10 protein-coding genes are annotated in these 13,781 nt (G+C 58.8%); 2 read left to right on the forward strand and 8 right to left on the reverse strand.

The window, feature by feature from the left end; genetic code table 11:
• Positions 1–21: 21 nt before the first annotated feature.
• A complete protein-coding gene (fdhA, locus tag RO22_RS18615; RefSeq protein WP_041159045.1) occupies positions 22–1,212 on the reverse strand; it encodes a formaldehyde dehydrogenase, glutathione-independent in 1,191 nt (396 codons plus the stop codon).
• A gap of 243 nt (positions 1,213–1,455) precedes the next feature.
• Here fdhA and RO22_RS18620 point away from each other — a divergent pair, with 243 nt between their 5' ends.
• Both RO22_RS18620 and RO22_RS18625 read left to right on the forward strand, forming a co-directional pair.
• Positions 1,456–3,036, forward strand: coding sequence for a BCCT family transporter (locus RO22_RS18620; RefSeq protein WP_041159046.1), 1,581 nt, complete (start codon positions 1,456–1,458; stop codon positions 3,034–3,036).
• A 64-nt stretch (positions 3,037–3,100) separates the two neighbouring features.
• Complete coding sequence (locus RO22_RS18625; protein WP_041159047.1) at positions 3,101–3,988, forward strand: DMT family transporter; 888 nt, start codon at positions 3,101–3,103, stop codon at positions 3,986–3,988.
• Positions 3,989–4,069: 81 nt separating this feature from the next.
• Here the strand turns inward: RO22_RS18625 and RO22_RS18630 are convergent, their stop codons facing one another.
• From RO22_RS18630 to RO22_RS18660, 7 genes are all read right to left on the reverse strand, one after another.
• A complete protein-coding gene (locus RO22_RS18630; protein ID WP_041159048.1) occupies positions 4,070–4,888 on the reverse strand; it encodes an electron transfer flavoprotein subunit beta in 819 nt (272 codons plus the stop codon).
• Positions 4,878–6,182 carry an electron transfer flavoprotein subunit alpha/FixB family protein gene (locus RO22_RS18635; RefSeq protein ID WP_041159049.1) on the reverse strand — a complete coding sequence of 435 codons (1,305 nt, stop codon included), beginning with the start codon at positions 6,180–6,182 and terminating at the stop codon, positions 4,878–4,880. Before RO22_RS18635 ends, RO22_RS18630 begins: the two co-directional genes overlap by 11 nt.
• Positions 6,179–8,197 carry a (Fe-S)-binding protein gene (locus tag RO22_RS18640; protein ID WP_041159050.1) on the reverse strand — a complete coding sequence of 673 codons (2,019 nt, stop codon included), beginning with the start codon at positions 8,195–8,197 and terminating at the stop codon, positions 6,179–6,181. The genes RO22_RS18635 and RO22_RS18640 overlap by 4 nt, the downstream gene beginning before the upstream one ends.
• A gap of 83 nt (positions 8,198–8,280) precedes the next feature.
• Positions 8,281–10,353, reverse strand: coding sequence for a dimethylglycine demethylation protein DgcA (gene dgcA / locus RO22_RS18645; protein ID WP_041159051.1), 2,073 nt, complete (start codon positions 10,351–10,353; stop codon positions 8,281–8,283).
• 23 nt (positions 10,354–10,376) lie between these two features.
• On the reverse strand, positions 10,377–10,922 hold the full coding sequence (locus RO22_RS18650; RefSeq protein WP_027958329.1) for a DUF5943 domain-containing protein: 546 nt from the start codon (positions 10,920–10,922) through the stop codon (positions 10,377–10,379).
• A 232-nt stretch (positions 10,923–11,154) separates the two neighbouring features.
• On the reverse strand, positions 11,155–12,132 hold the full coding sequence (locus RO22_RS18655) for a dipeptidase (protein ID WP_009286052.1): 978 nt from the start codon (positions 12,130–12,132) through the stop codon (positions 11,155–11,157).
• Positions 12,133–12,380: 248 nt separating this feature from the next.
• On the reverse strand, positions 12,381–13,526 hold the full coding sequence (locus RO22_RS18660) for a GlxA family transcriptional regulator (RefSeq protein WP_022521465.1): 1,146 nt from the start codon (positions 13,524–13,526) through the stop codon (positions 12,381–12,383).
• Positions 13,527–13,781: the final 255 nt, after the last annotated feature.

A 13,781-nucleotide genomic window follows, 5' to 3' on the forward strand; every position in this document is an offset into this window, starting at 1 on the left:
CAGTACTTATCAAATAAGTTATTAAGCCACGCTGCCATGGGGGTCAATAACGAATTTCTTAGCAGCGCCGCCATCGAAGTCGGCGTAGCCCTGGGGTGCCTGATCCAGAGTGATCATCTGGACATTCACCGCATCGGCAATATTGACCTTGCCAAACAGAATAGCCTGCATCAGTGGTCGATGGTACTTCATCACCGGGCACTGTCCAGTATGGAAGCTGTGGGACTTGGCCCAGCCAAGACCAAAGCGCATGCTCAGAGCCCCCTGCTTGGCGGCCTCGTCCTCCGCACCCGGGTCTTCGGTCACATAGAGGCCCGGAATACCGATTTGACCACCTGCACGGGTCAACGACATCGCCGAGTTCAGCACGGTCGCGGGCGCTTCTTTGCCGTGATTGCAGCCACAGGCGTGAGCTTCGAAGCCGACACAGTCGACAAAGGCATCGACCTCACGCTCGCCGAGGATCACCTCGATCTTGTCGGCCATGTCGCCGTCCTGGGTCAGGTCGATGGTCTCGCAACCAAAGCTGCGTGCCTGGGCAAGACGCTCTTCGACCATATCGCCAACGATCACGCAGGCCGCCCCCAGCAACTGAGCGGAAACCGCGGCCGCCAGACCTACGGGCCCAGCACCGGCAATATAGACAGTGCTGCCAGGGCCGACACCGGCAGTAACGCAGCCGTGGAACCCAGTGGGGAAGATATCGGAGAGCAGGGTCAGATCCTTGATCTTCTCCATGGCCTGATCGGCATCCGGGAACTTCAGCAGGTTAAAGTCGGCATAGGGAACCATGACATATTCGGTCTGGCCTCCGACCCAGCCGCCCATATCCACGTAGCCGTAGGCGGCGCCAGGACGGGCTGGATTGACGTTGAGGCAGATACCGGTGCGGCCTTCTTTACAGTTGCGGCAGCGACCACAGGCAATGTTGAACGGCACAGAAACCAGGTCGCCGGGTTGAATAAACTCGACGTCGCGCCCGCACTCGACGACCAGTCCAGTGATTTCGTGACCAAGCACCAGGCCCGATGGTGCAGTGGTGCGGCCGCGTACCATATGCTGGTCGCTGCCACAGATGTTGGTGGTAACTACCTTGAGAATCACGCCGTGATCGCACTTGCGATTGCCGAGGGCGAGTTCAGGATAGGCAATGGACTCAACGGCGACCTCTCCCGGCCCCTTGTAGACCACTCCGCGGTTGGCTGCATTCATGGCTGGCTCCTATGGCTTATTGTTCTGTTCATGATGGTTGATTGCGCTACCCCACCCTATCCCCTCCGCGCCTTGGGACTTACCCCAAAAAGGCACTCACATATCTATTCAAGACATCCTAGCCAAGATGAATAGCTAGAGGTCGCTTTCACGACACTCCCCTTTTGCAACAAGCCCAACAATTCATAGCGTCGGCAATGTAATGCAACGCCGACATCTAACAAGAGCCACCAAGGAAACCCAATGAAAAACAATGACGACCCGGTTCTGTCGCCTGGACAGGACAATACCCAAATATTGGGGTTGGACTTTCATAACCCCGTCTTTCCGTTTTCTGCTCTAGCCATCCTACTGTTTATTATCTACGCGCTGGTCTATCCAGATGCTGCTAATACTCACTTAGGGCTTGCCAAGAACTGGTCGATTGAACACTTCGACTGGCTGTTTATGATTGCTGGCAATATTTTTGTGGTGTTTTGTCTTGTGCTGATCTGCTTGCCACTCGGGCGGATTAGGCTAGGCGGCAAGGATGCAAAACCGGAATACTCACGCACCTCCTGGTTCGCCATGCTGTTTGCGGCGGGCATGGGGATCGGCCTGATGTTCTGGAGCGTTGCTGAACCAGTAGCCTATTATACCGACTGGTATGGAACCCCCTTGAATACGCCAGCGGGAACGCCGGAGGGCGCCAGCGCCGCCATGGGGGCAACCATGTTCCACTGGGGACTGCACCCCTGGGCCATTTATGGCGTGGTGGCACTCTCACTCGCTTTCTTTGCTTATAACAAAGGCCTGCCACTGACGCTTCGCTCCGCCTTTTACCCGATCCTTGGCGAGCGAACCCGCGGCTGGGCAGGCCATATCATCGATATTCTTGCCGTGCTGGCCACCATCTTTGGCCTGGCCACTTCGCTTGGCTTTGGCGCTACCCAAGCGGCTGGAGGCCTCGCCTATTTGTTCGGCATTCCCAATACCATCGGCACACAGCTGGCGATCATCCTAGTGGTCACGGTGATCGCGCTGTTCTCGGTATGGCGGGGAATCGACGGTGGCGTTAAGTTGTTCTCGAATATCAACATGGTCATTGCGGCGGCGCTGCTTCTGTTTGTGGTTATAGCGGGGCCTACCTTGATGATTCTGACAGGCATTGGCACCACGGCTCTGGACTACGTGGGCCACCTTCTGCCGCTGTCGAACTGGATTGGCCGCGAGGACGATACCTGGTACCACGGCTGGACGATCTTTTACTGGGCGTGGTGGATCTCCTGGTCTCCGTTTGTCGGCATGTTCATTGCCCGCGTATCCCGGGGACGCACGGTGCGTGAATTCCTTATCGCCGTACTGCTGGTACCCACCCTGGTCACCTTGGTATGGATGAGTGCTTTTGGCGGCACGGCACTTTTTCAAGCCTCAAACGGCGTGGGCGAGTTGGCCAACGGCATTGGCGACGTCTCACTCGCCATGTTCCACATGCTGGAGCAACTCCCCCTGACCAGCATTACCTCGACGCTGGCGATCATTCTGGTGCTGGTGTTCTTCATCACCTCTTCAGACTCCGGCTCGCTGGTGATTGATAGCATCACCGCCGGCGGCAAGACAGATGCACCCAAGAGTCAACGAGTGTTCTGGGCGACGCTGGAGGGTATTATTGCGGGTGTGTTGCTGTATGGCGGAGGGAGCACAGCACTCAGCGCCCTGCAGGCGGGCGCAGTCGCTACGGGACTCCCCTTTACGCTGGTGCTGTTACTGATGTGTTTTAGCCTCTATAGGGGGCTCCACAAAGAGTGGCGCGAGCTCAACGCGGTGCCCAGAATCGCGAGCTAATCAACGCTAAACCGCCCGCCTATCCGGCGGGCGGTTTCCTTTTGTGTCAGCCGGGAGTAAGACAATGCAGTCAAGCCCTTACCAGCGCGGTCTGCTCATGGTGGTGCTGGGCGTCATATTTCTCAGCTTCGACGGGTTGCTGATCCGCCTAGCGCGCGCCGACGGCTGGACCATCGTGTTCTGGCGCGGTCTATTGATGTTCTGCGTGCTGGGGCTTTTATGCTGGGCAGGCAAGCGGCTGGCAACACTGAGCAGCAACCCGCTCTCCTCACTGGCCTCGGCGCTGCTGCTGGGCCTGATATCCAGCCTGTTTGTGCTGGCGGTCATGAACGCCAATGTGGCCAATGTGGTGGTGATCCTGAGTACCGCGCCGCTGTTTGCTGCGCTGTCTTCACGGGTTTTCCTGGGTGAAAAAGTCGCGCTGCGAACACTGGTGGCCATTGCTGTCTGTATGCTGGGCATGGGTCTGGTGTTCATCGGCGAGGGGGCCATGGGGATGCTGGTAGGTAATCTTTATGCCTTGGCGGCCGCGGCAGCTATCGGCGGCAACCTGACCCTGCTGCGCCGCTATCCAACGATTGATCCTATGACGGTGATTGCCGGTGGTGGGTTGCTCTCGGCGGCGGTTGCTCTGCCCATGGCCTCCCCGCTGGAGCTGGATGCCCAGCGTTATGGTGTACTGGCGCTGATGGGGCTGGTGCAGATGCCCTTGGCCACGGTGCTGATCAACAGCGCCACCCGTTACCTGTCGTCTACTGAGGTGGCGCTGTTTTATTTGGTCGAAACCGCATTGGGCACGCTGTGGGTATGGTGGTTGTTAGCGGAGACACCCACGACCTCAACGTTACTCGGTGGTGCTGTGGTTATCCTGGTGCTGGTAGTGCATGCCTGGATAGGCTTGCGTCTGGAAAGGCAGCGCCTTCAGCTTTATCCGGGCTTTGTTGGCAAATAGTCAATGCGTCGTGTGGGCCATCACCCAACAAAAAGCCCGCAGGGAAGCGGGCTTGAACGATGGTTAGAGGCGTGTTGCGTTTCAGCGCAGCACTTCTTCCTCCTTGAGCAACTTGTAGATCGCCTCGGCGCCCTGCTCGAGGGTCACATCGGTGAGCACCTGCCCGCCTTTGCCCTCGGACTTGGCCGCCGCCGCCTTGAAGCGATCCCGAGCCGAAGCGGCCTTGACGATTTTCAGGCGTTTGGGACGTTTACGGGCGGGAGTCAGGTGCCACTGGGCCAGCTCGCTGTCGGCTTCAGGGGTAGTCGGCGTGACCGCAAAGGTGGCGCGACGCGCCGGGCCGAAGGCGCTTTGACGCGCCGCCGACGCTGCTTCATCCACACTGATGATAGCGGGCAGACGCACCTTGAGACGGCGACGCTGGCCCCTTGGCAACGCCTGAAGCAGCGTTACCACACCATTTTCCACCTTTTCTATCGATGCCAAGCTATTCACCAATGGCCAGCCGAGATGTTCTGCCAATGCATAGGGCAAAAGCCCAGAGCCTTCACCGCGCTCTGCCCGGGCACCGGTGATCACTAGCTGAGGCGAGGTAGCGGCTAAATGTTCCACCAGGGACAGAATGGCATCGCTGCCCGCGGGCTGTTCGAGCAAGGTCATGGATTCAAGCCCCATGCCTAGGTAGCTGCGTAGCGCCAATTCGCTGTCATCCGCCTGGGGCCCCGCATGCAGTACGCTAATCCGAGTGCCCGGCAGTTCGGCCTCCATGGCCAGCGCTAGCTCCAGGCCCCGGGCATCCTGTTCGGCGCGCCGCGCGCGTCCGGTTGTCGGGTGACGGCCTATGGAGACCAGCACTGCCACGTCGATTCCCTGCTGTTGTTGCTGTCGATCAGGCTGCATCGCGCTGACCTCCCCGCTGCTGTTCCACCATGGCCACTAACGCGGCCAAAATTTGCGTGCTGTCGCCAATCACCGCCAGGTCGGCGCGCTTGATGATGTCGCACCCCGGATCGAGATTGATCGCCACCACCTTGTCGCAGCGCTGAATGCCCTGCAGGTGCTGGATAGCGCCTGAAATACCCACCGCCATATAAACTCGGGCGGTTACCCAGGTGCCGGTCGCACCCACCTGACGATCGCGGGCCATAAAGCCGTCGTCCACCGCGACACGGGACGCCCCTTCGGTAGCGCCGAGGACTTTCGCGGCATGGTGGAAGGCATCCCACTCTTTAACACCGTTGCCGCCGGAGAGGATGAACTCGGCCTCAGCCAGCGCCACACCGGCGGGATCCACGGCCACTTGGCCCAAATCGTCGATCCGCGATAGCGTGGAAGGTATCGACGCCGCCAGGCTCAGATGCTCCGCCGCGTGGCGCGTCTCGTCCACCGGCTCGGCGCACTCGGCCAGTGCCAGGGCAACCCGCGGCAGCGGGCGCTGGATATCCAGGCTCCCGGCGCCGCCACGAGCCGTACAGCGCCAACCCAAAGAGGCCTCATTATCAGTTTCCACCTGCCACACCCCCGTGGCAGCGCGTTCACCCAGGCGTAAGGCAAGCCGCCGCCCCAGATCGGCTCCGCCCAGGGGTGAGTCCGGAAACAGCCAGAAGCGCGGCGTCATCTCCCGCTCAACGGCGCTTAAAGCCGCCAGACGCGCTTCAGGCGCAAACCCCGCGTAAAACTCATCATCAAGATGCACGACGCGATCGATCCCGGCTTCGCCCAGCGTCTGCTCCTTAAGCTCGCCGCCACCCTCGCCCTTATACTCACCAAATAGGATCGCCACCACAGCGCCGGGCTGTTCGGCGTCGGCATCCGCCACACGCCGGGCCAGGCCCAGCAGATCCTTGTCATGTCCGGAGAGACGCCCGCCGGTCAGGTCGGGCACCACGGCCACCAGGAAGGCGGGCTGATCAATGGTCACCGTGCGGCGGCTATCGCGGGCCGCCGTGGTGGTCGCGGTGGCCTGCCCCCCTTGTTGGAGGCCACTACGATCAATCCGTTTGACGCCATTGGGACCGATAAAGCCGATGGCACGAGGATCCTTGCGCACCACGCCGTTGGGGCCCATCCATTCGCTGACCGCTCCGCCGCCCCTGTTTACACCCAGGGCGGCCAGCACCGCGGCGTTGTCGGGGTGCAGACGATTTCGGGCGATCCACTCACGACGTGGGTCGCGGCGAATAATCTCACTCATACGATCACCTCTTCAGCAGTCGTCGATGCAGTGGTTCGGCGGGATGCGCCGGTCACATCGTCAGCGGAACGCTCAACCAGCGCATCGGCCACCAGTTCGGCGATATCGCGCACTTCGGCGCTGGCATCCACCACGCCTTCCAGCATGGCGGTACATTGAGGGCAGCCCACTGCGACCAGTTCGGCGCCGCTCTCTTTGACGTCATTCATGCGCATGTCGGGAATCCGCTGCTTGCCGGGAATATCGGTAATCGGTGCCCCGCCGCCGCCGCCGCAGCAGCGCGAGCGGTAGCCGGAGCGCTCCATCTCCTTAACCTCGATACCCAGCGCCTTAAGCACGTTGCGCGGAGCCTCGTATTCACCGTTATAGCGCCCCAGGTAACACGGGTCGTGATAGGTGACGCTGCCGCCTTTCCAAGGGGCAAAGGTCAACCGACCGGCGTCGTACAGTTCGGCGATAAAGGTACTATGGTGACGTACCACATAATGACCGCCCAGCTCGCCGTACTCATTGCCCAGCACATGAAAGCTGTGGGGATCGCAGGTAACAATCTGCAGGAAGCGATACTGAGCCAGGGTGGCAATATTGCGCTTCGCCAGGGATTGGAACGTCGCTTCATCGCCCAGACGCCGGGCCACGTCGCCGCTATCACGCTCTTCGGTACCCAACACCGCAAAATCGACTTCAGCGGCGCGCAGCACTTTGACCAGTGCGCGCAAGGTGCGCTGGTTGCGCATATCAAAGGCGCCATCCCCCAGCCACAACAGCACATCGACCTGCTTAAGATCTGCCATGAGCGGTAGGTTAAGATCCGCCGCCCAGTTGAGCCGCGAGCCAGGATCGAAACCGCCGGGATTGTCGGTGGCGATCAAATTGTCGAGCACCTCGGCGCCTTTGTTGGGCGTTTTGCCACGCTCCAGAGTCAGGTAGCGGCGCATATCGACAATCGCATCCACGTGCTCAATCATCATCGGACACTCTTCCACGCAGGCACGGCAGGTCGTACACGACCACAGGGTATCGGCGTCAACCAACGCCTTTCCTTCCAGCGCCACGATGGGCCCATGGGGAGAGCCTGCGTGTTCACCTACCGGCTTGCCCCCAAGCCCTTGTGAAGGGTGCGGGGAGCCAGCATAGGCAGCATCACTGCCCCCGGCCATGCCCACCACCATGTCCTGGATTAGCTTCTTGGGGTTGAGCGGCTGACCGGCGGCAAATGCCGGGCATACCGCCTCGCAGCGACCACACTGCACGCAGGCATCGAAGCCAAGCAGTTGGTTCCAGGTAAAGTCGGCAGGCTTTTCCACGCCCAGAGGCGCTGCTTCATCCTCAAGGTTTAGCGCCTTGAGACCCGTTGACCGGCCGACGCCCCCTTTTTTCGTGGAGAAGCGCTCGGCGCGGCGATGGAAGGCCAGATGTAAGGCACCGGCGAAGGCGTGCTTCATGGGCCCGCCCCAGGTCATGCCAAAAAACATTTCCCCCAGGCCCCAGGCCACGACGCCCGCTAATACCAGCGCCAGCAACCAGCTACTGCCCCCTTCAAGCAAACCTTCGGGCAGCAGACCTACCGTGGGCAGAGTGATCAGGAAGACGCTTATCGAGAACGCCATCAGACTCTTGGGCAGGCGCATCCAGGGGCCTTTGGAGAGCCGAGCTGGGGGGTTAAGCCGCCGCCGCGCCACGAAGAGGCTCCCGACGAACATGGAGGCGCTCGCCAGTAGCAGTAATCCGCCTAGCAATGGGTTGGCGATCCCCAGACCGTGCACCAGGATCATCAGCACGGCGGCGGCCACGAAGCCACCGGCGGTGGCCACGTGGGTGTTGGAGATCATTTTGTCACGCCCCACTACATGGTGCAGATCTACCAAATAGCGGCGCGGCAGGGCCACCAGCCCCTTGAACAGGTTCACCCGCGATGGGCGCCCCTGACGCCACAGGCGTATACGGCGTACAGCGCCGATTACTGCCAGGGCCAGGGCAGTAAAAATCAGTATCGGCAAGAGCGTTTCGAGCATGGTGCTCACCTCATCTTTGGTGCCATTGGCTTCGGCGGCGGGGCTGCTCTGGCGCCCCGCATTATTGTTGGCTTTCGCCTAAGTCAAAAGTCCTTGCAGATTCGCAGGGCGTCGTAAATGGCCGCATGGGTGTTACGCGGTGCCGTGCAGTCGCCTAGCCGGAACAGCAGGAAACCATCTCCTGACTCGCTCAGACAAGGCTGCGGCTGGATTGCATAGAGTGCTTCCAGATCCACCTGCCCTCTGTTGCGGGACTGCTCTTTAAGCGCGTAATAAAGCGCCTCATCAGGGCGTACACCGTTCTCCACCACCACCTGATCCACCACGCGCTCTTCCAAAGCACCGGTGTACTCATTTTCGAGCACCGCTACCAGTCCGTCGCCCTCGCGGTAAACCTTATGCAGCATCAGGTCGGAGGACATGATCACCTCCTTCTCGTAGAGGCTGCGGTAGTAGGTGGGGAAGGTGGTACCGCCCACCGCCGCGCCGGGCTTGATATCGTCGGTGACGATCTCCACCTTGGCGCCCTTATCGGCGATAAAATCCGCCGCCGAGACGCCGGAGAACTCGCAGATGGCGTCATAAATCAACACGTTTTTACCTGGTGCCACTTTGCCAGAGAGAATATCCCAGGTGCTGACTACCAGGCTCTCCTCAGCATTCTCCGAGTAACCCCACTCGGGGTGCTGGCTAAGGAAGGGCTGGCCACCGGTGGCAAGCACCACGATATCCGGGCGCAGATCGAGCAGCGTTTCCTCATCGGCGCGGGTGCCCAGACGCAGGTCGACTTTTAGCCGCGCCAGCTCCAGCTGGAACCAGCGGGTGATACCGGCGATCTGGTCACGCTGGGGTGCCTGGGCGGCAATCGTGATCTGCCCACCCAAGGAGTCAGCGGCCTCAAACAGCGTGACGTCATGGCCACGCTCGGCGGCGACGCGCGCCGCTTCCATACCACCAGGGCCACCGCCCACCACGACGACTTTGCGTTTGGCGCCCTCGGTTTTCTCAATGATGTGGGGCAACCCCATGTATTCACGGGATGTAGCGGCGTTTTGAATACACAGTACGTCAAGGCCCTGGTACTGTCGGTCGATGCAGTAGTTAGCGCCCACGCACTGCTTGATCTGATCGATCTGGCCCATCTTGATCTTGGCAATTAGGTGAGGGTCGGCAATATGTGCCCGGGTCATGCCCACCAGGTCTACGTAGCCCCCTTCGAGGATACGCTGGGCTTGATTGGGATCCTTAATGTTCTGGGCGTGGATCACCGGCACGGTCACCACTTCCTTGATCCCTGCCGCCAGGTGTAGAAAAGGCTCCGGCGGGTAGGACATATTGGGAATGACGTTGGCCAGGGTGTTGTGAGTGTCGCAGCCAGAACCGATAACGCCGAAGAAATCCACCATACCGGTGGCATCGTAGTAGGCGGCGATCTGCTTCATATCGTCGTGAGAAAGACCGTCCGGGTGGAACTCGTCGCCGCAAATGCGCATGCCGACGCAGAAGTCGTCGCCCACTTCAGCACGCACGGCTTTAAGCACTTCCATACCGAAGCGCATACGGTTCTCGAAGCTACCGCCCCACTCGTCCTCACGCTTGTTGACCCGTGGGCTCCAGAACTGATCGATCAAATGCTGGTGCACGGCAGAGAGCTCAACACCGTCGAGGCCCCCTTCCTTAGCCCGGCGCGCGGCCTGGGCAAAGTCGCCGACAATACGCCAGATCTCCTCTTCCTCAATGGTCTTACAGGTCGAGCGGTGCACCGGCTCGCGGATACCGGAGGGTGATACCAGGGTCGACCAGTCGAAACCGTCCCAGCGGGAGCGGCGTCCCATATGGGTAATCTGGATCATGATCTTGCCGCCGTGCTTATGCACGGCATCGGCCAAATTCTGGAAGTGCGGAATAATGCGATCGGTGGAAAGGTTTACCGAGCTCCACCAGCCCTGAGGGCTATCGATGGACACCACCGATGAGCCACCGCAAATACATAGACCACAACCACCTTTGGCCTTCTCCTCGTAGTACCTCACGTAGCGCTCAGTGGTCATGCCGCCGTCGGTGGCATGCACCTCAGCGTGAGCGGTACTGACCACACGGTTGCGGATGGTCAGCTTACCGATCTCGATCGGCTCGAAAATTGCGTCGAATGCCATGTTTGTCTCTCCTCGTACCCCAGTTAGCGGGCAGCGTCGGTCAGCGGCTGGACGGCGAAGATGCCTACATCACAGCCAGGCTCGGCTGCACTCTGCGTCTGCTCGGCAACGGTACGCAGTGAACTTCCGCAGGCAGCGAGGATTTGATCCATGGCCCCGGCGAACCAACCGGTGAACATGTACTCTTCCTTGTTCCCGGTTTTGCCAAGCTGGTAAACAAAAGCGCTGTGCTCAAGTCGTACTTGGGCAGTGCCCGAGTCGAGATCGATCTGCTCAGTAAGGAAAAGCCCCCAGCCGCGCTGGGAGAGACGATTCATGTAGTGCTCGAAGACGGCCACACCTTCGATGCCGTGACATTCGGCCTCTTTTTCACACCAGTGCCAAGCACTCTTGTAGCCGGCGTGATAGAGAATCTCGGCATACTTCTCGGCACCCAGCGCCTCTTCGACGGCCACATGGTTGTTGATAAAAAAGTGCCGTGGTACATAGAGCATAGGCAGCGCATCGGTCGTCCAGACGCCTGTTTCGCTATCCACTTCGATGGGCAGTGCGGGGGCCAGTTTGGTCACGGTTGTATTCCTCAAATCTTGCTGATTGTTATGAAGTAGCTAAGCAGCCGTTCTGCAAGGGAAGCGGCGCCGGGGATAGGCCGTAGAGGGGGTCTTTTGCCATGGATGGCAAAAGTAGCGTCCAGGGAGGGATTCACAGCGCCCCCTCGTAGGCCTATCGCCGGTAAAGCCGCGTGTCAGGGCACTACTGCGGCTTTACCTCTGGCGCCCGTCCCTTGCTATGGCGGTATCCTCAGGCGCCCCACACATCCTTAAGCACACGCACCCAGTTCTCGCCCATGATCTTGCGCACCTGGGTCTCACTTAAGCCGCGCTTGAGGAGTGCCTCGGTGAGATTGGGGAACTCCCCAATGGTGCGAATTCCTTTGGGATTGATGATCTTGCCAAAGTCAGTGAGGCGACGGGCGTAGCCCTTGTCGTGGGTCAACCACTCGAAAAACTCTTGGCCATGCCCTTGGGTGAAATCGGTACCGATGCCGATAGCGTCCTCACCGACGATATTCATGACGTACTCGATCGCCTCGCAGTAGTCTTCGATGGTTGAGTCGATACCCTTTTTGAGGAACGGCGCAAACATGGTGACACCCACAAAACCGCCGTGGTCGGCAATGAACTTCAGCTCTTGATCAGATTTGTTGCGCGGATGCTCTTTGAGGCCGGAGGGCAGGCAGTGGGAGTAGCAGACGGGCTTTTTGGACTCAAGAATGACCTCTTCGGAGGTCTTGGCACCGACGTGAGAGAGGTCGCACATGATGCCGACCCGGTTCATCTCGGCAACGATTTCGCGGCCAAAACCAGACAGGCCGCCGTCACGCTCGTAGCAGCCGGTACCCACCAGATTCTGGGTGTTGTAGCACATCTGTACGATACCCACGCCCAACTGCTTGAAGATCTCAACGTAGCCAATTTGGTCTTCAAAGGCATGGGCATTCTGGAAGCCGAAGATGATGCCGGTCTTGCCCTCTTCTTTCGCGCGAGTAATGTCAGCGGTGGTGCGAACAGGGCGCACCAGGTCACTACACTCCGCCATCAACTGGTTGGACTTGACGATATTATCGACCGTGGCCTGAAAACCTTCCCACACTGAGACTGTGCAGTTGGCAGCGGTAAGACCGCCGCGACGCATGTCCTCAAGCAACTCACGATTCCATTTGGCGATGATCAGGCCATCAATGACGATAGCGTCATTGTGCAGTTCAGAGGGGGTCATAGCTAAGCTCCAACATTGGTTAATGTAGCGAGCATAGCGCTGACGTTGGGTTTAGCTGCTCTTGGAAACGACGGCGGAAATTCCAAAAGCGTCATCGTGTCGTGAACACGACAACTACTCATGCTCCTGCAAACATGTTCCTGCAAGCACTGCAGCGGAGTAATCTTAAAATAGTGAGTAGCATTCATAAAAAAACGTGCTCCCCGAAGGCGGGCAGCACGTTTCAAATGTTGATTACCCAGTGAGTCTCAGTTCAAGAGCGGCACGCTGGCAAAAGTAGGCTCGCCCTGGGCATAGGCAAGCGCCTGCTGGGCACTCGAAAGAGGTTCGCTTTTATAAGGCTCGCCTCCCCATCGTTTGATTAACGATGGCGACTTAGTTTGGTTATTTCCTTGGCGGTCGTGCACACCCAAGCGCTCATTTCTCGGCGGCACACCAAAATATTCACGATAACACTTGGAAAAATGAGGCGTGGACACAAAACCGCAAACAGAAGCAATCTCGATAATCGACAGAGGCGTTTGCTTGAGCAACTGACGAGCGCGCACTAAACGCAGCTTGAGGTAATAGCGAGACGGTGAACAAAGCAAATAGCGCTGGAACAACCGCTCCAACTGGCGCCGTGAAACATTCACATAGCTTGCCAGTTCGTCGAGCTCGATGGGCTCTTCAAGGTTGGATTCCATCAACGCCACAATTTCTAACAACTTAGGCTGAGTGGTGCCCAGCACGTGCTTAAGAGGTACCCGCTGCTGATCCTGCTCGTTACGCACGCGTTCATAGATAAACATCTCGGAAATGCCTGCCGAAAGCTCGCGCCCATGGTCGTGAGCAATCAGGTTGAGCATCATATCGAGCGGCGCTGTGCCGCCTGAAGCGGTGAATCGATCACGATCAATAGAGAAAAGGTGCGGGGTCAGAATAACGTTTGGGAACGCTTCCTGCATGGAGGCCAGACACTCCCAGTGCACACTGGTTTCATAGTGATCCAGCAATCCGGCCTGCCCTAGCGCCCAACTGCCCGTACATACCGAGCCTAATCGTTTTAACTGGCGTGACTGCGACTGAAGCCAGCGTATGTGGTCACGGGTAACGCTGTGCTGCGGACCTACCCCGCCACAAACGACCACCCACTCAAGTGAGAGCGGGGTCTGCATAGAGGCATCAGGAGTCACCTGCAGCCCATCGCTGGCGCGTACGGGCAGACCGTCTTGGGTCAGGGTAAACCAGCGATACAACTCACGACCGGCCAGTTGATTGGCCATCCGTAAAGGTTCTATCGCCGACGCCAGGGAAATCAGTGTGAAATTATCTAATAGTAGAAAACCAAGGGTTTGCGGTTCGCCCGCACGATTGGTATTTGCTGCCGGGTCTTTTGCTAGATTTGATGTCATGGTTTTACCCTCCGTCACCTTTTAATCATCTTTTTTTTTCTTATTAGTATGTAGGCGTCGCTGGCGTCTTTTAGTTTCCCTTTACTAGCGTGAATACTCACTAGTTCAGGGGTGGCATTGCTCTTTGGTCGTATATTGGCACGAATAGGGCGGATAGCGGCAAAACGATTGCGCGAACTTGGCTCTCCGTCGCAAATGCAACACTGGAGGTCGTTTCCGAAACCTTTGTAAGGTCACGGAGGATAATGCAATGCA

The organism is Halomonas sp. KHS3 (genome assembly GCF_000830495.1).
GTDB lineage: Bacteria > Pseudomonadota > Gammaproteobacteria > Pseudomonadales > Halomonadaceae > Vreelandella > Vreelandella titanicae.